This is a genomic window from Pacificitalea manganoxidans, from assembly GCF_002504165.1.
Classification (GTDB): domain Bacteria; phylum Pseudomonadota; class Alphaproteobacteria; order Rhodobacterales; family Rhodobacteraceae; genus Pacificitalea; species Pacificitalea manganoxidans.
Window position 1 is genome coordinate 290801 of record NZ_CP021404.1, and the last position, 20757, is coordinate 311557.

Below are 20757 nucleotides of genomic sequence, written 5' to 3' on the forward strand. Positions count from 1 at the left end.
CGGTTTCCGTCCTGATCCCAGCGGCAAGTTTGCGGCGCAGGGCTTCCCGTTGGCGGGTGGGGTGGCTATGTCAGCGCCATGACCGACACACCGCCCCTGCTGACCGACCGCGCCGCTTTGGAGGCGCACCGCGCCCGTGCCGCCCGTGGGGGCGTCGCCGATTTTCTGTGGCGTGCGGTGTCGGATGAGATCGATGAAAGACTGCTGGAGGTTAACAGGGGGTTTAACTCCGTCGCGGTGGTGTCCCCGCAGCCAGATATGTGGCGCGATCTGCGCGCCGCAGGCCCGCACCCGCAGGCGCGCTTCGTTGCGGATGCCGACGTGTTGGACCTGCCGCAGCAGGGCCACGATCTGGTATTGCACCTGATGGCACTGCACTGGGCCAATGACCCGGTCGGGCAGATGGTGCAGGCGCGCCGGGCGCTGCGGCCTGACGGGCTGTTCATGGCGGCGCTGCTGGGCGGCGATACGCTGACGGAGTTGCGCCAGTGCTTGGCCGAGGCCGAAGTTGCGGAAACCGGCGGCCTGTCCCCTCGTGTCGCTCCGATGGCGGAGATCCGTGATATGGGCGGCTTGTTGCAGCGCGCAGGCTTTGCGCTGCCGGTGGCCGATAGCCTGCCGCTCACCGTCAGTTACCGCGATGCGTTTCACCTGATGCAGGATCTGCGCGCAATGGGGGAAACGAACGCGCTGGCCAGCCGCCACCGGGCGATGGTGCCGCGTGCAGTCTTTGCCCGTGCCGCGGCGCTATACTCCCAGCGATTCGGCGAGGCTGATGGCCGCATTCGCGCCAGTTTCGAGCTGATCTTCTTGGCGGGGTGGGCCCCCGACGAAAGCCAGCAGCAACCGCTGCGGCCCGGCTCGGCCAAAAGTCGGCTGGCCGATGCGCTGAAGGTGCCGGAAACCGGGCTGGATGATACGCCGCGCGGCAATTGACAGCCCGCGCCCTGCGGCAATCTATCCCCGATCCGCCAGCGATCCCGGCGCGTATAGGGGCAAACGACAGATGATGAGGACGACCACATGCACCAGACCGATATCGGCCCCCTTCCGGCAGACCACCCCCCGGTCCGCAAACCGAAAATCGGCGTGCTGGTGGCAAATCTCGGCACGCCTGACGGCACCGACTACTGGTCGATGCGGCGCTACCTGAATGAATTTCTGTCCGACAAGCGGGTGATCGATTACCCGGCGTGGAAATGGCAGCCGATCCTGCAGGGGATCGTGCTGACCAAGCGGCCCTTTGCCTCCGGCGCGGCGTATAAGACGATCTGGAACGAGGAGCTGGACGAAAGCCCGCTCATGACGATCACTCGCCAGCAGACGGATGCCCTGCGCGCCGCGCTGACCGCGCGGTTCGGGGACCGGGTCGAGGTCGATTTCTGCATGCGCTATGGCAATCCGTCTACCCCGTCGAAAGTGGCGGAGCTTCAGGCCAAGGGCTGCGACCGGATCCTGTTCTTCCCGCTTTATCCGCAATATGCGGGGGCGACGACGGCGACCGCCAATGACAAGTTCTTTGACGCGCTCAAAACCCTGAAATGGCAGCCTGCCTCGCGCACCGTGCCGCCCTATTTCGACCGCACCGACTATATCGATGCCTTGGCACAATCGGTGGAGCGGGCCTATGGCGCGATGGAGCAGACCCCCGATATTCTCGTCTGTTCCTATCACGGCGTGCCAAAGCGTTATTTGTTGGAGGGCGACCCCTACCATTGCCAGTGTCAGAAAACGACGCGGCTGCTGAAGGAGCGTCTGGGCTGGGCGGATGACTGGATCACCACGACGTTCCAGTCGAAGTTCGGCCCTGAGGAATGGTTGCAGCCCTATACGGTAGAGGAAGTCGCCCGACTGGCGGAGCGCGGCAAGAAACGGATCGCGGTAATCGCGCCAGCCTTCTCCGCCGACTGCATCGAAACGCTGGAAGAAATCAACGAGGAGATCCGCGAGAGCTTCGAGCATGCAGGAGGTGAAAGCTTCACCTACATTCCCTGTCTTAACGACGACGCGGCGCATATCGAGGCGCTGACCAACGTGATCGTCGAAAACCTCGGCGGCTGGGTCTGATCTGTTGCCGGGTGCGGCGCGGACGGTCTGATCCGCGGCGGCCCGGCAAGAAAATGCCAAAGAAAAAGGCGAAGGCTTGCGCCTCCGCCCTTTCCGATTTTACGATGCGCTTCGAATTAGGAAGAAGCAGCAGCGGCGAGCAGCACCAGAACCAGGATCGGGACCAGGACGCCAGCGTTGGAGGACGAGGTGTCCTCAACGATGATTTCCGGCTCGATGATGGGTTCTTCGTAGCCACCAGCGAAAGCGGTAGTAGCAGCAACGGACAGAGCCGCAGCGAGAGCAACTTTTTTCATAGAGTAAACCTCCAGTTATCGCGTGGGGGCATGTAAATTGAGGATGCCCCACGCACCCAAGACTGTACCTCGTGGTTCGATCATTTGCAGAGGGCATGTCTTTTTGCAATCTGCCTTGCATCGCAGGGATTTGGTTGCCCTGCGATGTCGTCAAATAAGCAACACCTGCGTTCCGGGCCGTGTCAGGGCGAAGAGTTCGGCGATGTTTTCGTTATAAAGTCCGATGCATCCGTTCGATGACCTGCGCCCGATCTTGCGCGTGTCATGGGTGCCGTGGATGCGGTAATAGGTCCAGCCGAGATAGAGCGCATGGGTGCCCAGCGGGTTGTCCGGACCGGGGGGCACATAGTCGGGCCATTCGGGATTGCGCTTTTTCATGCTCGGGGTGGGCGACCAGCTGGGCCCCACGACCTTCCGCACGATGGAGGTGCGCCCGCGTCGGGTCAGATCCTCCGTCATCGGCACCGAGGTCGGATAGAGCCGATAGGTGCGTTTATCCTCGCTCCAGAAATGCAGCGCGCGGGATGTGGTGTCCACCAGCACCGCGCCATTGCGCAGAGACGAGAAATGCGGCCGCCAGTCGACGGCACGGAAGCTCGACATATTGCGCGTGACCTCCTGCGCCCGCACGGCGGGGGCGGCAAGAAACGCAGAACATGCGGCAGCGGCGGAAGTGGTCAGAAAGTGGCGCCGACCCGGGCGCCATTGGTGGGAACGGGCCATCGTTAAACCCTCACTATCGAAAATGTCACCTTGCGTGATCATAGTGCGCAGCAAGGGTTTCGGCAAACCCGACGGCGCGGTGTCGCCGATCGCGCGGCGGAAGCGTTTGATCCTGCTTGACCAAGCTTATAAAGGTGTCGCGGGATTCTTTGATGGGTATGATCAATGCTACGACGTCTTTTGCTGCTGGTCGCGTTCGGTCTGACACTTGCGGCTTGTGCTCCGGCACCATCCAGCTACGACACGCAGGGCGGCACGCAGGTCTATCGCATTTCCGCACGCGAGGCGGGCGAAATCCCGATCCGGATGCTCGATTCCGTGAACAGTCTGCGTCAGGCTTCCGGTGCTGCGCCGCTGCAGTTGAATTCGCAATTGAACGCAGCCGCCGCCACCCACAGCCGGGACATGTCGGTCCAGAACCGTCCGTGGCACTTCGGCTCCGACGGATCTTCGCCGCTCGACCGGGCCCGCCGCGCGGGCTATTCGGGCAAGTTCCTCGGCGAGAACATCTCCGAGACTTATGAGACCGAGCTGGAAACCCTTGCCGCGTGGATGCAGGAGCCTGCTACGCGTGAGGTGATCCTGAACCGCGAAGCGCGCGAACTGGGTATTTCGTGGTTCCAAGAGGCCAGCGGCAAGATCTGGTGGACGTTGGTGACCGGTGCCCCGCAGGCGCAGACCAGCTTCATCGCCGAACAGGGCTTTGCCGCCCCCTCGGCGCCCGAGCAGATCACGGTCAGCAGCTTCTGATCCGGCAGGCATCAGCCTGCTGATCTGACGGATTGGGATATGTTTTGATTGGCCCGCCTGCGCATCAGGTTCCTGATCGCGCGGGCGGACGCATATGTGCTGCGGCACAAAGCGGCGCGACACCCGCAGGCGGGGGACGTGGCGCGCGGCGCATTGCGCCACGCAGCAGGTTTTAGGGATAGATGTCGATCAGCGTGCCGTCACGAACCATGGCATAGATGTCTTCCATCTGCCGGTCCGAGACGGAAATGCATCCGGCGGTCCAGTCCTTACCCCCGCGGTCGCGGCCTTTGCGCGGACCCCCGTGGATAAAGATGTCCCCGCCCGGACGCACATCAAACGCCTTGGCCCGGGCCACGTCGGCCTCGTTGGGATAGGAAATCCCGATCGACAGGTAAAACGCGCTGTTCGGATTGCGGCGGTCGATCAGGTAACGGCCCTCGGGCGTGCGCCCGTCGCCTTCCTGAAACTTGTGCCCGACGGGATTAAAGCCCAAGTCGATCTCGTATTTCTTCAGCACCTCTTCGTGGTGCAGAAGATACATCTCACGGCGGCCCTTGAACACCGCGACGCGGGTCACTTCGGGGCCGTTATACGTTCTGAACTTGTTCGAGCAGGCCGAAAGTGCCAGCGCGAGCGCGCCGAACATCACTGCTCTGCGAGGAAGAAATTTCACTGCCGATGTCCCGAATTTTGGATTCGTGTTGTCCAGAAAGACTACCCGATCACTGCGCCTCGCGACATTCACAAATTCGCGTGATGGCCTAGCGGCTCAGCCCCGCGACCAGTTCGATATGGGTCGACCAGCGGAATTGATCCACGACCCGCAGCCAATCTATGCGGAAGCCTGCGCCAATCAACTGTTTGGCATCGCGGGCAAAAGTGACCGGATTGCAGGATACGAAGCCGACGCGGGACACCCCGGATGCCGCGATCTCCGCGCATTGAGCCTCCGCGCCCGCGCGGGGTGGGTCGATGGCGACACCGTCGAATTTCTTCAGATCTTCGGGCGTCAGCGGGCGGCGAAAGAGGTCGCGTGCCTCGGTCGTCACGGGGCGCAAGCCGCTGGCATGGCGCCAAGCGCGATCCAGCGCCTGCACCATCGCGGCGGAGCCTTCGACCGCGTGCACCTCGGTCTTGCGCGCAAGCGGCAGCGCAAATGTGCCGGACCCGGCAAACAGGTCCGCCACACGTTTCGCGCCGGTCAGCGCCCGTGCCACCCCGTCGCGCAGGGCTGCTTCGCCGTCGCGGGTGGCTTGTAAAAATGCGCCCGGCGGCGGCACCACCGCGATCCCGTCGAAATCCTGTTCCGGCGCGGCGAGGGTCACCAGAACCTCACCGTCGAGGCTGAGCCGGGCAAAGCCGTGTTCCTGCGCCAGCGCCGCCAATGCAATGCGCATCGGCCCGTCGGGGGCCTTACCCCCGCGCAGAGCCACATCCGGGCCTGCCGCGCTTTCAGAGACGGTGATCGTGACCTCGCCCTTGCGTGAGGCAACGGTCCGCGTCAGCGCCTCCAGCCCAGGCAGGGCGGCGGTAAGTGCAGGGCGCACCACCTGACAGTCAGGCACCGGAAACAACGTATGCGACGCCCGGCCGTGGAAGCCGACAATCGCGCCTTTCTTGGTGCGGGTGCCCGCAAACACCGCGCGGCGGCGGCTCATCGGGGGGGAAATATGCGGGGCGAGGAATTCGGCCTCCAGCCCTTGGGCTTCCAGCGCCCGGCGCACCTGCCCGGTTTTCCACTCCGCCAGCCAGCCTTCCTGTGCCTCCTGCAGCGAACAGCCGCCGCAGCGCCCGTAATGGGGGCACGGCGGGGTCTGGCGGGCGTCTTCGGGAATGTCGGGCAAATACATCATGGCGATCCGGGTTTGCGGGGCTGGCGCTGCTCTACCCGACACAGGCGCGCATGGCGAGAGCCCGCGTCAGCCGAGGATCAGCGGCAGGTGTTGCGCCATGTAGATCCGCAGCCACGGCGTGAACTGGTCCGGCTCGGCGGCGATGCGGTCCTGCAATGTGGTCAGGTCAACCCACGCCACCTGCGCGACCTCCGCGGGATCGGGGGCGATGCGGGGGGCATGGTCGGGGCGGGCAAGGAACAGATCGACGACCTCGTGTTCGATCATGCCGCCGCCGACATCTGCGCGGTATTCGATCTGCCCGCGCGGCTGCAGGTCCAGACCGGTTATGCCCAACTCCTCCTTCAGTCTTCGGCGGGCACAGTCTGCGGGGGCCTCATCCCAATGGGGATGGGTGCAGCAGGTGTTCGCCCATAGACCGGGGGTGTGGTATTTCTGCGCCGCGCGCTGCTGGATCAGCAATTCGTGGCCACGCAGTACAAAAACCGACACGGCCCGGTGCCGTAACCCGCGCTGATGCACGGCAAGCTTATCGACCGGTTGCAGCCGACCGTCTTCCCAAGCGGGGATCAGGGTGTCGACGGCGGACTCTGGTATGGACAAGGTTTCGTCTCCGGGTGGGCACTCGTCGCTGCGTAGCATAGCTGCCTGCGGGATGCGACGGTCGGGGCGCGACACCTCACCCGGTTGATAAGCCCGCCGGGCGGGTCATTATCCCCTCGCAGACCGAAACTTGGGAGAGACCTTCATGATCCGAGCCAGCCTCATTGCCAGCGCCCTTGCCACCCCCATCCTGCTCACCGGCGTCACCGCGCTTCAGGCGGAGGAGCAAGCGGAAATGATCGCACCGACCGGGGATGTGGAGGCGGGCGAAACGGCCTTCAACCGTCAATGCGTCGCGTGTCATGTCGTGGTGAATGATGAGGGCGAGAAGCTCGCAGGGCGCAACGGGCGCACCGGTCCCAACCTGTTTCCTGTGCCCTATCGCACCGCCGCTCAGGACGAAGATTTCCGGTATGGCAAGGGGATGGAGTTGGCTGGCGCGCAGGGCGTGACATGGACCGAGGCGCATTTCACCGCCTATGTGCAGGACCCGACGGGTTTTCTGCGCGACGTGACCGAGGACGGCTCCGCCCGCTCCAAAATGTCGTTCAAAGTGCGCAAACCCGAGGATGCGGCCGATATCTTTGCCTATCTCGCCAGCCTGAACCCCGCGCTTGAGGAAACAGCCGAGAAGTAATGGCCACCGGGCTGCGGACGTTGCACCGCGAGGCGCCGGTATGCGCACCTCCTGAGGCAATCGCGGAGAGCGTTCCCCCGCCGGCCCCCGGACAAGCAAAAACGGCGCCCAGGCGGGCGCCGTTTCCATTTCGTTATGAAGTGTCTCGCTTAAGCGACGTCGAAGGCCAGAGGGCGCACCTGCTGGAACAGGCCCGTGGCTTTCAGCTTCTCCAGCACGTTGTCCGGCACGCGACCGTCAACATAGAGCAGAGCGATCGCATCCTTGCCCACTTCCGAACGGCCAAGGGTGAAGTTGGCGATGTTCACGCCGTTCTCGCCCAGTGTGCCGCCCAGTGTGCCGATCATGCCCGGCATGTCCTGGTTGGTGGTGTAGAGCATATGCGCGCCAATCTCGGCGTCGATGTTGATGCCCTTGATCTGAATGAAGCGCGGCTTGCCGTCGGAGAACACGGTCCCGGCGATGGAGCGCTCTTTCGACGGGGTTTTCACCGTCAGCTTCACATAGCCGTCGAACACGCCGGTCTTGGCCTGCGTGGTGCGGGAAATCTTGATCCCACGGTTGGCGGCCTGAAGCGGGGCGGACACCATGTTCACGTCCGGGTTCGACGCTTTCATGACACCGGCGATCACGGCGCAGCCCAGTGCATCGAGGTTCAGTTGCGCCGCGTGGCCATCATAGGTGATCGCGATCGACTCGATCGGCTCATCGGTGAGCTGCCCGACGAAGGCACCCAGATGCTCGGCCAGCTTGACCCACGGGCCCATGACCTTAGCTTCTTCGGCGGTGACCGACGGCATGTTCAGCGCGTTGGTGACAGCGCCGGTCAGCAGGTAGTCGGACATCTGTTCGGCAACCTGAAGGGCCACGTTCTCCTGTGCTTCGGTAGTCGATGCGCCCAGATGCGGGGTGCAGACCACGTTGGGCAGGTTGAACAGCGGGCTGTCGGTGGCGGGCTCGGTTTCGAACACGTCGAATGCCGCACCGGCGACCTTGCCGGATTTCAGACCCTCGGCCAGCGCGGCCTCATCGACCAGACCACCGCGGGCGCAGTTGATGATGCGGACGCCGTCTTTCATCTTCGCGATCGCGTCGGCGTTGATGATGTTGCGGGTCTTGTCGGTCATCGGGACATGCAGGGTGATGAAGTCCGAGCGCTTGAACAGCTCGTCCAGTTCCACCTTGGTCACACCCAGCTTCGCCGCGCGCTCTTCGGACAGGAAGGGATCATAAGCGATGACCTTCATTTTCAGCCCGTTGGCGCGGTCGCAGACGATGCCACCGATATTGCCGGCACCGATCACGCCCAGCGTCTTGGCGGTCAGCTCAACGCCCATGAACTTCGACTTTTCCCACTTGCCCGCATGGGTGGAGGCCGATGCTTCGGGGATCTGACGTGCCACGGCGAACATCATCGCGATGGCATGTTCGGCGGTGGTGATCATGTTGCCGAAGGGGGTGTTCATCACGATCACGCCCTTGGCGGAGGCGGCGGGGATGTCGATGTTGTCGACACCGATCCCGGCGCGGGCGATGACCTTTAGGTTGTCGGCATTGGCGAGGATCTTGTCGGTGACCTTGGTGGCCGAGCGGATGGCAAGACCGTCATACTGACCGATCACTTCGGCCAGACGGTCTTTGTCCTTGCCGAGGTTCGGTTCGAAATCGACGTCGATGCCACGGTCACGGAAGATCTGAACAGCGGTTTCCGACAGTTTATCGGAGACGAGAACTTTGGGGGCCATGTCGGGCTCCTCCTGAAAAGCGAAAATTCGGAGAGGGGCGGGCAGGGCGGCGCGATGCCTCCTGCCCGTCAGTCAGATCAAAAAGATCAGGCCTGCGCGGCGATCTCGGCCTCGAAGGCCCATTCGAGCCAAGGCATCAGCGCTTCGAGATCGGCGGTCTCGACGGTGGCACCGCACCAGATCCGCAGACCGGCAGGCGCATCGCGGTAAGCCCCGATATCCAGCGCCACGCCCTCGGCCTCCAGCCGTTTGGCCACAGCCTTGGCAAAGGCGGCCCCGTCCTGAATGCGCGCATCGGCGAATTTCAGGCAGACGGAGGTGTTGGACCGGATCGCCGGCTCGGCAGCGAGGAATTCAAGCCAATCGTGGGTGTCGACAAAATCCGCGATGACGGCGGTGTTTGCGTCAGCCCGGGCGATCATGCCTTCAAGTCCACCGACCGATTTCGCCCAGTCCAGCGCGACAAGGTAATCCTCGACACAGAGCATCGACGGCGTGTTGATCGTCTCACCGCGGAAAATGCCGTCGATCAGCTTGCCGCCCTTGGTCAGGCGAAAGATCTTCGGCAGCGGCCATGCGGGGGTGTAGCTTTCCAGCCGTTCCACCGCGCGGGGGCTCAGGATCAGCATGCCATGGGCAGCTTCGCCACCCAGCGCTTTCTGCCAGGAGAAGGTCACGACATCGAGCTTGTCCCACGGCAGTTCCTGCGCGAAGGCGGCGGAAGTCGCGTCGCAGATCGTTAGACCGGCACGGTCGGCGGGGATCGCGTCGCCATTGGGCACGCGCACGCCCGAGGTAGTGCCGTTCCAGGTAAAGACGACATCGGTGTCGAAATCGACGGTGGTCAGGTCGACGATCTCACCATAATCGGCGGTCTTCACCTCGGCGTCGATCTTCAACTGTTTCACCACGTCGGTGACCCAGCCTGCGCCGAAGCTTTCCCATGCCAGCATGGTGGCCTTGCGCGCGCCCAGAAGCGACCACATCGCCATTTCGACGGCGCCGGTGTCAGAACCGGGAACGATGCCGATATGGTAATCAGCAGGCACGCCCAGCACGTCGCGGGTGGTTTCGATTGCGGATTTCAGCTTCTCCTTGCCCACGGCGGCACGGTGCGAGCGGCCCAAGGGCGCGTCAGCAAGCTGATCCAGCGTAAAGGTGGGGGGTTTGGCACAGGGGCCCGAGGAGAAACGCGGATTAGCCGGCCGCGTTGCCGGTGTGGTCATAGCCATGGATGCTACCCTTCCAGATAAGCGCCTCTCGTTGGGGAGAGGTGTCCCGCCGCCGCACCTAGTCCCTTGCCGCGCCCCTGTCCAGTGAAATTTCCGCAGCGTCGGGTTGCAGCGTGCCCGGCGCGGATTGTCGCTCGCACCGCCGCCGCTTCGCGGGTATTCACGGCGTGATTTCGTGACGCCACTACCGGAGCCCTGCCTATGTTCACCGTGACCCTGCTGACTGACCCGTCCGCCCCGACGCTCGACGCGACGACCGTGGAGGCGCTGCGCAATGGCTGGGGCGGCGGCGCGGCAAAATGGCTGGCGCGCGGCGTCGCGGCAGAATTCGACCTGCCCGAGCGCCCCGATAATCTCTGGCAGATCTGGGAAGACATGCAGGCCCGCGCCATCGACGTGGTGATCCAGCCCAGCGACGACCGCCGCCGCAAAATGCTGCTCGCAGATATGGACAGCACCATGATCGGGCAGGAATGCATTGATGAACTGGCCGCCGAGGCTGGCGTGGGCGAGAAGGTCGCGGGTATCACCGCGCGGGCGATGAATGGCGAGCTGGATTTCGATGGCGCGTTGACCGAGCGGGTCGGCCTGTTGGCCGATCTCGACGAGGCGGTCATCGCGCGGGTGCTGGCGGAGCGTATCACCTACACTGCGGGCGGCGATGTCCTGATCGCGACGATGCGGGCGCAGGGCGGGCATGCGGCGCTGGTTTCAGGCGGGTTCACGGCGTTCACCTCGCATGTCGCGGCGCATCTGGGCTTTGACGAGCACCGCGCCAACACGCTGGGCATCGAGAACGGTCGCCTCACCGGGCGCGTGGTGCTGCCGATTCTGGGGCGCGAGGCCAAGATCGCCGCGCTGCATGAGATCACCGAGCGGCTGGGCCTGTCGCCGCGCGACGTGATCGCCGTGGGGGATGGTGCCAACGATCTGGGGATGCTGGGCATTGCAGGCACCGGGGTGGCGCTGCATGCCAAGCCTTCGGTGCAGAAGGAATGCGACATCCGCATCAACCACGGCGACCTGACCGCGCTGCTCTATATCCAAGGCTATGCGGCAGACGATTTCGCGACGCCCGCGCGCTGATCTACCCCGCTGCGATGGCCCCGGCTGCGCAAGCATCCGGGCCATCGCAGCGGGTGGTGGGGCGTCAGTCAGCGCGTAGGAAGGCGGGTTTGCCCGGCTCCGACAGATCGGCCTGATAGGCGTAGCCGCCAAGGTCGAACGCGCGCAGCTGATCCGCATCGGTCAGGCGGTGTTCCACAATGAAACGTGCCATCGCGCCACGTGCCTTCTTGGCGTAGAAGCTCACCATCTTCGGGCCGCCCGGCTTATCTTCGAGGAAAACCGGGGTGACCACGTCAAGGTCGAGCGTGTCGCGGTCGGCGGCGGTGAAATATTCCTGACTGGCGCAGTTCACCAGCAACCGCGTGCCCGCGCTTTCGGCGTCGCGGTTCAGGTGCAGCGCGATCCGGTCTTCCCACCAATCATAGAGACTTTTGCCGCGATTGGTGGCCAGCCGCGTGCCCATTTCCAGCCGGTAGGGCTGGATCGCGTCGCGCGGGCGCAGCAGGCCGTAGAGCCCCGACAGGATGCGCAGATGATCGTCAGCCCAGCGGACCGCGTCTTCGTCAAGGCTCGCGGCATCGAGACCCTGATACGTGTCCCCCGCGAAAGCGCGCATCGCCGGGCGGGTATCCCCGGCGGCGGGGTCGTCGGAAAATTCGGTGAAGCGCTTGCGGTTCAGCGCGGCGAGATCCTTGCTGATATCCATCAGCGCCATCAGATCCGGCCCCGATTGCCGCTTCATCCGGCGTGCCAGCGCGTTGGCCTCCTCCAGCATCCGCGGCTTGGTCTGGCGCAGGCCAGGCGCGTCGGACCAATCCAGACGCTTGGCGGGGGAAATCACGACGAGCATGGGGCGGAGACTCCTGTGCAGGGCAGGCCGGGTGGCGGATCAGGCGCGCAACCTAGCGGCTGACGAAGCGGTGTCCACCTGCCGTTTCGCGCTGTGACGTTGCGGCGCAAGCAGTGCTGTGGCGCGGTGCTGGCGCGACAGGGCGAAGGTGTCACGCTAGGCTTGGCCGCAACACGAAATGGGAGGTTCATCATGAGCGATATCGTCATCGTCAGCGGCGCGCGCAGCGCGATCGGCAGCTTCGGCGGGGCGCTCGCCGGCGTGCCGCCGATCGATCTGGCCACCACCGTCAGCACTGCCGCAATCGAGCGGGCGGGTGTGGCCCCGGACCGGATCGGTCATGTCGTGATGGGGCATGTCATCAATACAGAGCCACGCGATATGTATCTGTCCCGCGCCGCCGCGATGGGCGCGGGCGTGCCCGACACCGTGCCCGCGATGAACGTCAACCGGCTCTGCGGTTCGGGCGTGCAGGCGATTATCTCGGCGGTGCAGAGCCTGATGCTAGGCGATGCCGATTTCGCGCTGGCAGGCGGCGCGGAAAGCATGAGCCGCTCTCCCTACATCCTGCCTGCGGCCCGGTGGGGCCAGAAGATGGGCGATGTCTCTGCGCAGGACATGATGCTGGGCGCGCTGAACTGTCCGTTCGGCACTGGCCATATGGGGGTGACGGCGGAAAACGTCGCGGCTGAGCATGACGTGAGCCGGGAGGCACAGGATGCGTTCGCACTGGAGAGCCAGACCCGCGCCGCGCGCGCTATCGCGGAGGGCCGCTTTGCCGAGCAGATCGTGCCGGTGGTGCAGCAGACCCGACGTGGTGAAACCCGCTTTGACACGGACGAACACCCCAAGAAGACGAGCGCCGAACAACTTGCCGCCCTGCGCCCTGCCTTCCGCAAGGAGGGGACCGTGACCGCGGGGAATGCCTCCGGGCTGAACGACGGCGCGGCGGCGCTGGTGCTGGCGCGGGCGGAGGCGGCCGAGGCCGCAGGCGTCACGCCGATGGCGCGGGTAATCGGCTACGCCCATGCCGGGGTGCGGCCCGAGGTGATGGGCATCGGCCCCGTGCCTGCGGTCGAAGCGCTGCTAAAGCGCACGGGCCTGAGCGTCGCGGATTTCGACGTGATCGAATCGAACGAGGCGTTCGCCGCGCAGGCGCTCGCCGTATCGGCTGCGTTGGGTTTCGATCCCGCGCGGGTCAATCCCAATGGCGGCGCAGTGGCGCTGGGCCACCCGGTGGGGGCGACCGGCGCAATCATCACGGTCAAGGCGCTCTATGAGCTGCGCCGCACCAGAGGTAAGCGCGCGCTTGTCACCATGTGCATCGGCGGTGGTCAGGGGATCGCGCTGGCGCTGGAGGCCGTGGGTTAAGGCGCGCGCCCTGAGAGACGAAGGCACGCGCAGGGTGGCTCAGGCCACCATCTGCTCGGCCTTCTTGAGGTCGACCGACACAAGCTGACTGACGCCCTGCTCCTGCATCGTCACGCCAAACAGCCGATCCATCCGGCTCATCGTGATGGCGTGGTGGGTGATGATCAGGAACCGGGTGTCGGTGCGGCGGCACATTTCGTCCAGCAGGTCGCAGAACCGCGTCACGTTGGCATCGTCGAGCGGCGCGTCGACCTCGTCCAGAACGCAGATCGGCGCGGGGTTGGCGAGGAACACCGCAAAGATCAGCGCGAGTGCCGTCAGCGTCTGTTCGCCGCCCGAAAGTAGCGACAGGGTCGACAATTTCTTGCCCGGCGGCATGCACATGATCTCCAAGCCCGCTTCCAGCGGATCGTCGCTTTCGACCAGTTCCAGCCGCGCCTGACCGCCACCGAAGAGATGGGTAAAGAGCATGGCGAAATTGGTGTTCACCTGCTCGAATGCGGTCAGCAGCCGTTCGCGGCCTTCCTTGTTCAGCCCGGCGATGCCGGTGCGCAAGGCCCGGATCGCCTCTTCCAGATCGGCCTTTTCCTGCACCAGCAGATCGTGCTCTCCCGCGACCTCGCGCCGGTCTTCCTCTGCGCGCAGGTTCACGGCTCCCAGACCGTCGCGTTGGCGGCGCAGGCGCTGAACTTCGGCCTCGCTCCGGTCCGGGGCAGGCATCGCGTCAACGGCGGTGTCGAGCGTGGCAAGCAGCTCTGCGGGTGTGCAGTCCCGTTCTTCCTCGATGCGCTGGGCAGCGGCGGCGACGGCGGCATCGGCAGCTTCGGCGCGGGCTTGCGCGGCAGCGCGGGCTTCGCGTGCTTCTGACGCGGCGGTGGTCGCGTCGCGCTCGGCCTGTTCGGCGGCACGGAACGCAGCCTCGGCGCCGCTTAAGGCTTCGGTCGCGGCGGCACGGCGGGTCTGTGCCGTTGCCAGATCGGCGGCAAGGGTTTCGCGGCGACCGGCCAGTTCGGCGGGACGGGCGCGGGCCGCGGCCAGTTCGGCCTCGGAAGCGCCAAGCCGCGCGACAAGCTCCGCCTTGCGACTTTCGGCATTGCGCAGGCGTTCACGCCAGTCGGCGATTTCACGGGTGATGGCCTGCGCACGGCGAGCGCGGCCCTCTCCGGCGCGGCGCAGTTCGTCCTGCGCGGCACGGGCGGCCATCATGGCGCGGCGGGCCTCTTCGACCTCCGCGCGGGCCGCATCGACCCCGGCGCGGGCATGGGCCAGATCAGGCAGGTCATCAACCTGCGCCTGCGCTTCTTGCAGGCGGGCGCGGGCACCGGCGGCTTCTTCATCGTGGCGGGCGACGGCCAGTTCGGCGGCGTCCATGCGCGTGCCGGCAAGGCTGCGGTCGCTTTCGGCGCGGCTTTGGGCGCGGCTTGCCTCGGTCACGGCGGCGTCCGCGTCGCGGCGGGCCTGACGTGCCGCTTTGTCGGCGGCGGTCAGATCCGCGAGTTGCCGGGTCAGCGTTTCGTGGGTGTCCCGGGCGGCGGCGGCGCGCGCTTCGATCGTGTCGAGGTCCCGCTGAAGCTCGGCCAGCCGGTTCAGTTGTTGCAGGCGAAGCGCGGCGGCCGTGGGCGCATCCTCGGCGCCCGCGCGATACCCGTCCCAGCGCCACAGATCGCCTTCGATCGACACCAGACGCTGGCCGGGTTTCAGCGCAGGTTGCAGGCGCGGCCCGTCGGCGGCATCGACCAAGCCGACCTCGGCCATACGGCGCGCCAGCACGTCGGGCACCTGCATATGGCCGGTCAGGGGCACGGCCCCTTCGGGCAGCCCCTGCGGCGCGGCGTAGAGCGGCAGCGCGGTCCACCCGGACGCCGCGTCAGCCGTCACGGCAGGCGCGCGCAGGTCGTCGGCCAGCGCGGCCCCCAGCGCTTTTTCGTAGCCCGCATCGACCCGCAGGAGATCCAGCACCTGCCCGGCGCCGTCCTGATCGCGCGCGACGAGCCGCGACAGGGCGGCCACCTCGGCGCGGATCGCGCCTGCTTCGCCCTCGGCGGCGGAGCGCGCGGCGCGGGCGTCGGCCTCGCGGGTGGCGCATTCGGCTCGGGCGGCGTCGGCCTGCACCAATGCCGTCTCGGCTGCTTCGGCTGCGGCCGTGGCGGCATGCTGGCGCTCGGTCGCGGCGGCGACCTGTGCTTCGGCGCGGGTCACGGCCTCCTGCGCTCCGGTCACGCTGGTGCGGGCGGTCGCGGCCTCGGTTTCGTGGCGGGTCAGGGTTTTCTGCGCGTCGTCGCGGTAACGGTGCGTGGATTGGTGGCGCGCGGCAAGACGAGCGACATCCTCGGTCTGCTGGCTCAGCGCGTTTTCCTGCGTCTCCAGCGTCACGGCAGCGGCGCGGGCATCCTCCACCACGGCGGCGAGGCGGTCGTCATGCCCGTCCTCGGCCTGCCGCAGACGTTCGGTTTCGGCGTCCAGCCGGGCGACGGTTTCGCCCGCGTCACGGTTCAGACCCTCCTCGCGGGCAATGTCTTGCCGCATCTGGCCGATCTGCCGGTCCAGCGTGCCGATCGCCTCGGCGGCGCGGCGGTCTTCGTCGGCCAGCTGGGTCTGCTCGGCCTCGAGCCGTTGCAACAAAGCGGCGGCAATCGCGGCTTCCTCACGCAGCGGCGGCAGCGCGACATCGGCAGCCTCGCGCCGTTCGGCGGCGGCCTTCTGCGCGGCTTCGGCGCTGCTGGTGGCAGCGGAGCGGGCGCGCAATTCAGCATGAACCGCCGCGCGCAGGGTATCGGCCTCGTGCCAGCGCCCGTAGAACAGCATCCCCTCGGCCTGACGCAACACCGCGCCGATCTCGCGGTAGCGGGCCGCCTGTCGCGCCTGCCGGGCAAGCGACGCAAGCTGACTGGCAAGCTGTTCGATCACATCATCGACGCGCGCCAGATTGGTTTCGGCGGCGTTGAGCTTCAGCTCCGCCTCGTGGCGGCGCTGGTAGAGACCCGAAATGCCAGCGGCTTCTTCTAGGATGCGGCGGCGTGCTTTCGGCTTGGCGTTGATAAGCTCCGAAATCTGGCCTTGCCGCACAAGCGCGGGCGAATGCGCCCCGGTGGAGGCATCGGCAAACAGCATCTGCACATCGCGGGCACGCACGTCGCGGGTGTTGGCCTTATAGGCAGATCCGGCGTCGCGGGTGATGCGGCGGATCACTTCCAGCTGGTCAGCGTCATTGAACCCCGCCGGGGCAAGCCGCTCGGCATTGTCGATGATCAGGCCGACCTCGGCAAAGTTGCGCGCCCCGCGGGAGGAGGCGCCAGCAAAAATCACGTCTTCCATACCGCCGCCACGCATTGCGGAGGGCCGGTTTTCACCCATCACCCAACGCAGCGCTTCCAGCAGATTGGATTTGCCGCAGCCGTTGGGGCCGACAACGCCGGTCAGCCCGTCCGCGATCACCAGATCGGTGGGGTCGACGAAGCTTTTGAAACCGTTGAGGCGGAGGCGGGTGAAGCGCAAGGCGGGGGTCCGTTCGTTGTGCCACGAGTCAGGCGGCGATGATCTTTGAACCTGTGAAAATGCAGCGCCCAAGTCAACCTAAGACCCATCATCTGGCAGGCTCTCGGCGGTTATCCACAATATCTGCGGTGCGCGCCGATGGCAGTGCTGGGTTTGGGCTTTTCCATCCGCTGCGTTCTGGCGCATGTAGGGGAAAATACACCCAGATGCGACAGGTGACCCGATGTCAGACCCCGTCCTGCGCGAAGCCGCGCCGACCGAACCCGGCGCCCGCGCCCTGCTGGCCGCGAGCCATGCGCTGATGCAGCAGATGTTTCCCGCGGAATCGAACCACTACCTGTCGGTAGAAGCGCTGGCCGCGCCGGATGTGCGGTTCTTTCTGGTAGAGCGGGATGGCGTCGCCTTGGGCTGTGCGGCGTTAGCTCTGCGCGAGGGGTATGGCGAGGTCAAAAGCATGTTCGTCGCGCCCGAAGCGCGTGGCTCGGGCACGGGGCGATTGCTGATGCTGGCACTGGAGGACGCGGCCCGCGCGGCGGGATTACCGCTTATGCGGCTGGAAACCGGCGATACGCTGGACGCGGCGCACAGGCTTTATGCGCGCCACGGCTTTGTGACGCGCGGGCCGTTTGGCGATTATTCCGAAGATCCGCGCTCGGTATTCATGGAAAAGGATGTAGCGGCCATCGCCGGCTCCTGAAGTGTGACGCCCATGTAGCGGATTGGCACATGGGCAATCGGGTTCGGCCAGTACGGCGGGATATCGCGAAAGCCCGCAGCCTCATACAGCGCCTGCGCGCCGGACATGAAGCCTGCGGTGTCCAGCACGGCACGGGCGTAGCCTGCTGCCCGCGCGTGATCGAGGATCTCAGCAATCAGGCGGCGCGCCAGCCCGCTGCCGCGCGCGGCGGGCCGGACATAGAGCCGCTTAATTTCGCAAGTGTCGGGCGCGGGGCCGGGGCGGAACGCGATCACCCCACGGGCCGGCCCGCCCCCCGGCAGACTATCCTCGCCACGCGCCAGAATCAGCTGACCGGCAGGCGGGGCGTAGCTGCCAGGAAGCTCCGCCAGTTCTTGATCCAGCGCCTGCCCATGCGCCAGATCGATGCCGTGATCCCGCGTTAGCCAATCTGCGTATTCGGTGAACAACGCGCGCACTTCGGTCAGGTCGGCCGGCCATATCGCGGGGGTGAGCGTCACGCTTTCGCCTCTCCCATGGCGCGGGCTTGGGTCAGGGTCTGGCCGGGGGTCAGCGCCTCTGCGTCGACCATCAATTCGATCACCGCAGGCAGGCCTGAGGCTCGCGCCCGTTCAAACGCGGCGGGGAAATCCTGACTGCGCACGACCGCTTCGCCGTGACCGCCATAGGCCCGTGCCAGCGCGGCGAAATCGGGATTAGCCAGATCGGTGCCGCTGGGACGACCGGGATAGGTGCGTTCCTGATGCATGCGGATGGTGCCGTAACGCCCATTGTTAATAACCACGGTGATCACCGCCGCGCCGTGCTGCGCTGCCGTGGACAATTCATTCAGCGTCATCTGGAAACAGCCGTCGCCCGCCATGCAAACCACGTCCCGGTCCGGGTGGCGCAGCTTGGCGGCGATGGCGGCGGGAAAGCCGTATCCCATCGAGCCGGAGGTCGGGGCAAGCTGTGTGCTATAGCGTTTGAAGGTGAAGTAGCGATGCAGCCATGCAGCGTAGTTGCCCGCGCCATTGGTCACGATCGCATCTTCGGGCAGGTTGGCGGACAGCCAGCGAATGACCTCCTCCTGTTTGACGTCACCGGGGGTTTCGCGCGGGGTCTGCCAAGCCTCGAACCCGGCGCGCAGGTCGCGCAGCCGGTCGGTGCCCGAATGCGGCGCGGCGGCTTCGGTCAGCGCCTCCAGCACGCGCGCGGCGGGGGCGGCCAGCGACAGGGTCGGCGGATAGACATGGCCCGGCTCATCGGGATCGGAGTGAACGTGGATCAGCGTGGCGTCGAAGGTGGCGGGGTCAAGCAGGCTATACCCCGCCGTCACACAATCCCCCAGCCGGGTGCCGAGGGCGAGGATCACATCGGCGGCGGCCAGTTCCTTGCCCAGTGCGGGGTTCATGCCGACGCCCAGATCCCCCACATAATGCGAATGGCGGTTGTCCATGTAATCCTGTCGGCGGAAAGCGGCGGCAACAGGCAGGTTTGCGGCCTCGGCAAAGCGGGCGATGTCGCGATTGGCCTGCGGCGACCATGCGGAACCGCCGATGACGACAAGCGGACGCTCCGCCCCGGCGAGAAGCTCCATCGCCTGCGCGGCAAAGGCGGAGTAATCAGCATCGGTGCCCAGCGTGCGCGCGGGGCGGTCGGGCACGTCGGCCTGCGCGGACAGCATATCCTCGGGCAGTGACAGCACCACGGGGCCGGGACGGCCCGACAGCGCCATGCGCCATGCCCGGTCGATATATTCCGGCAGACGCGCGGTGTCGTCGATTTCAGCGACCCACTTGACCACGGTGCCGAACATGGCGCGGAAATCGACCTCCTGAAATGCTTCGCGATCCCGGTCGCCGCGCCCGATCTGACCGACAAAGCAAATCATCGGTGTGCTGTCCTGATGGGCGACATGCAGGCCAGCGGCGGCATTTGTCGCGCCGGGGCCACGGGTGACGAACAGAATGCCGGGCTGGCCGGTCAACTTGCCATCGGCCTCCGCCATCATTGCCGCGCCGCCTTCCTGACGGCAGACGATATTCTGGATGCCCGCGTCGTGCAGCGCGTCGAGCGCCGCGAGGAAGCTTTCGCCGGGCACGGAAAACACCCGGTTCACGCCTCTCAGTTTCAACTGATCCACAAGGATCTGCCCACCATGCCGCGTCATCGTCCGTCTCCTCCTGCTGTTGGCGGGAGCGTGGGCAATCCGCGCCAGAAGCGCAAGGGTCGCGGCCTGTGCTAAAGGCTGTCTTCGACGTGAAAGCCATCGGGAATGCGATCGCGACCATCGAGAATCAGATCGGCCATGCAGGTCGCGATGCCGGGGGCCATGCCGAACCCGATCTTAAAGCCGCCATTGGCGACGAAATGACCGGGACGGTCGGGCCATTGACCCAACATCGGTGCGCGAGATCGGGCACGGGGCCGCAGCCCTGCCCATCGCGCCGAAACGGTCGCATCGCGCAGGGCCGGGCAGGCGGCGCGCGCGGCGTCGATCAACGGATCGAGCGCCGCATCGGTCGCGTGGGCATCTGTATAGTCCCGCTCGGTGGTGGCGCCGATGGCCACGCTGCCGTCAGCATGGGGAATGACATGTAGCCCGCCCACGAACAGTTGCGGCAGATCCTTGGGCAGCGGCGTTGCAGGGGCGAGCAGCGCCGCCTGTCCCTTGATCGGGCCCCCCAGCGGGCGGGGTCGGCCCTCGGACAGGTCCGCAAGGCCCTGCCAGCCGGTGGCCCATAGCTGCGGCCCCGGCGCGACGGGTGCAGCACAGTCCACGCCGGTCAGGATGCGCCCCCCCAGCGCCGTCACCGCGGCGGCAAGCGCGGCGCAGGCCTGTGCGGGGTGTAGGCGGCCACTCAGGGTGTCGTGGATCAGCCAGCCGGTCGGGCTTTCGGGGCGCCATTCGGCGGGCAGGGGCGCATCGGCACTGCGGACCACCTGCCAGACGGCATGCGCACCCCAAAGCTCCGCCGCTGTGGCGGTTCGGGCGCGCGCCAGATCGAGTGCATGGGCGTCCGGGATGGGCTGCACCCGCCCGCTGCGGGCATAGCCGGGATCGCGACCGCCGATGCGGCGCACCCGCTGCCAAAACGGGCCAGCAGCCAGCAGACTATCGAATTGGAAGGCTTTCTTCGGGTTCCAGTTTTCCGGCGTGTGGGGGGCCAGCGCCCCGACGATCCCACCAGACGCGCCAGCCCCGATGCCATGGGGGTCGCGCAGGGTCACACGCGCGCCGCGCTCCAACAGGGCAAAGCTACAGGCAAGCCCCAGAATGCCCGCCCCGTGCACCGTTACATGTGTCATGAACCTCACATTCCCTTGGGCTGCCGGGCGAAACCGAGCCAATACATGCCACAGGCATGCACCGCCATTGCCGCGC

General features: G+C 66.0%; 19 protein-coding genes. 7 read left to right on the forward strand and 12 right to left on the reverse strand.

What is annotated here, in order from left to right:
- Positions 1-78: 78 nt before the first annotated feature.
- Together CBW24_RS01320 and hemH are read left to right on the forward strand one after the other, a co-directional pair.
- Positions 79-936, forward strand: a complete 858-nt coding sequence (locus CBW24_RS01320; RefSeq protein ID WP_097372427.1) for a methyltransferase domain-containing protein — start codon at positions 79-81, stop codon at positions 934-936.
- A gap of 87 nt (positions 937-1023) precedes the next feature.
- A complete protein-coding gene (gene hemH / locus CBW24_RS01325) occupies positions 1024-2067 on the forward strand; it encodes a ferrochelatase (protein WP_097372428.1) in 1044 nt (347 codons plus the stop codon).
- Positions 2068-2183: 116 nt separating this feature from the next.
- Here hemH and CBW24_RS01330 read toward each other — a convergent pair whose 3' ends face one another.
- On the reverse strand, positions 2184-2363 hold the full coding sequence (locus tag CBW24_RS01330) for a hypothetical protein (protein ID WP_088662957.1): 180 nt from the start codon (positions 2361-2363) through the stop codon (positions 2184-2186).
- 150 nt (positions 2364-2513) lie between these two features.
- Positions 2514-3086, reverse strand: a complete 573-nt coding sequence (locus CBW24_RS01335; RefSeq protein WP_097372429.1) for a L,D-transpeptidase — start codon at positions 3084-3086, stop codon at positions 2514-2516.
- Between the two features lie 165 nt (positions 3087-3251).
- Between CBW24_RS01335 and dalA the strand changes: the two genes are divergently transcribed.
- Positions 3252-3836, forward strand: coding sequence for a divisome-associated lipoprotein DalA (dalA, locus tag CBW24_RS01340; protein WP_097372430.1), 585 nt, complete (start codon positions 3252-3254; stop codon positions 3834-3836).
- Between the two features lie 172 nt (positions 3837-4008).
- Here dalA and CBW24_RS01345 read toward each other — a convergent pair whose 3' ends face one another.
- The 3 genes from CBW24_RS01345 to idi form a co-directional block, all read right to left on the reverse strand.
- Positions 4009-4485 carry a L,D-transpeptidase family protein gene (locus CBW24_RS01345; RefSeq protein WP_088662954.1) on the reverse strand — a complete coding sequence of 159 codons (477 nt, stop codon included), beginning with the start codon at positions 4483-4485 and terminating at the stop codon, positions 4009-4011.
- 115 nt (positions 4486-4600) lie between these two features.
- The gene (locus tag CBW24_RS01350) at positions 4601-5692 is read right to left on the reverse strand and encodes a class I SAM-dependent RNA methyltransferase (protein ID WP_097372431.1); all 1092 of its coding nucleotides are present in this window, start codon (positions 5690-5692) and stop codon (positions 4601-4603) included.
- Positions 5693-5758: 66 nt separating this feature from the next.
- Entirely contained in the window at positions 5759-6295 is a 537-nt protein-coding gene (idi, locus tag CBW24_RS01355; RefSeq protein ID WP_232529992.1) for an isopentenyl-diphosphate Delta-isomerase, read from the reverse strand.
- A 145-nt stretch (positions 6296-6440) separates the two neighbouring features.
- Here idi and CBW24_RS01360 point away from each other — a divergent pair, with 145 nt between their 5' ends.
- Positions 6441-6932, forward strand: coding sequence for a c-type cytochrome (locus CBW24_RS01360; RefSeq protein ID WP_097372433.1), 492 nt, complete (start codon positions 6441-6443; stop codon positions 6930-6932).
- Between the two features lie 149 nt (positions 6933-7081).
- Here the strand turns inward: CBW24_RS01360 and serA are convergent, their stop codons facing one another.
- Together serA and CBW24_RS01370 are read right to left on the reverse strand one after the other, a co-directional pair.
- Positions 7082-8677, reverse strand: coding sequence for a phosphoglycerate dehydrogenase (gene serA, locus CBW24_RS01365; RefSeq protein WP_088662950.1), 1596 nt, complete (start codon positions 8675-8677; stop codon positions 7082-7084).
- Positions 8678-8763: 86 nt separating this feature from the next.
- Entirely contained in the window at positions 8764-9909 is a 1146-nt protein-coding gene (locus CBW24_RS01370; RefSeq protein ID WP_097372434.1) for a phosphoserine transaminase, read from the reverse strand.
- 201 nt (positions 9910-10110) lie between these two features.
- Between CBW24_RS01370 and serB the strand changes: the two genes are divergently transcribed.
- The gene (gene serB, locus CBW24_RS01375; protein ID WP_097372435.1) at positions 10111-10995 is read left to right on the forward strand and encodes a phosphoserine phosphatase SerB; all 885 of its coding nucleotides are present in this window, start codon (positions 10111-10113) and stop codon (positions 10993-10995) included.
- Positions 10996-11059: 64 nt separating this feature from the next.
- Here serB and yaaA read toward each other — a convergent pair whose 3' ends face one another.
- Positions 11060-11827, reverse strand: a complete 768-nt coding sequence (yaaA, locus tag CBW24_RS01380; RefSeq protein ID WP_097372436.1) for a peroxide stress protein YaaA — start codon at positions 11825-11827, stop codon at positions 11060-11062.
- Positions 11828-12019: 192 nt separating this feature from the next.
- Between yaaA and CBW24_RS01385 the strand changes: the two genes are divergently transcribed.
- Positions 12020-13198 (forward strand): acetyl-CoA C-acyltransferase family protein, encoded by a 1179-nt coding sequence (locus tag CBW24_RS01385; RefSeq protein ID WP_097372437.1) that lies wholly within the window; start codon positions 12020-12022, stop codon positions 13196-13198.
- 39 nt (positions 13199-13237) lie between these two features.
- Here the strand turns inward: CBW24_RS01385 and smc are convergent, their stop codons facing one another.
- Complete coding sequence (smc, locus tag CBW24_RS01390) at positions 13238-16693, reverse strand: chromosome segregation protein SMC (protein ID WP_097372438.1); 3456 nt, start codon at positions 16691-16693, stop codon at positions 13238-13240.
- Between the two features lie 223 nt (positions 16694-16916).
- Here smc and CBW24_RS01395 point away from each other — a divergent pair, with 223 nt between their 5' ends.
- Positions 16917-17390, forward strand: a complete 474-nt coding sequence (locus tag CBW24_RS01395) for a GNAT family N-acetyltransferase (protein ID WP_097372439.1) — start codon at positions 16917-16919, stop codon at positions 17388-17390.
- On the opposite strand, the gene CBW24_RS01400 is transcribed toward CBW24_RS01395, so the two are convergent.
- From CBW24_RS01400 to CBW24_RS01410, 3 genes are all read right to left on the reverse strand, one after another.
- Positions 17327-17890 carry a GNAT family N-acetyltransferase gene (locus CBW24_RS01400; RefSeq protein ID WP_097372440.1) on the reverse strand — a complete coding sequence of 188 codons (564 nt, stop codon included), beginning with the start codon at positions 17888-17890 and terminating at the stop codon, positions 17327-17329. The two genes, CBW24_RS01395 and CBW24_RS01400, sit on opposite strands and share 64 nt — an antisense overlap.
- On the reverse strand, positions 17887-19542 hold the full coding sequence (locus tag CBW24_RS01405) for a thiamine pyrophosphate-binding protein (protein ID WP_097372441.1): 1656 nt from the start codon (positions 19540-19542) through the stop codon (positions 17887-17889). The genes CBW24_RS01400 and CBW24_RS01405 overlap by 4 nt, the downstream gene beginning before the upstream one ends.
- 71 nt (positions 19543-19613) lie before the next feature.
- Positions 19614-20681 (reverse strand): NAD(P)/FAD-dependent oxidoreductase, encoded by a 1068-nt coding sequence (locus tag CBW24_RS01410; protein ID WP_097372442.1) that lies wholly within the window; start codon positions 20679-20681, stop codon positions 19614-19616.
- Positions 20682-20757: the final 76 nt, after the last annotated feature.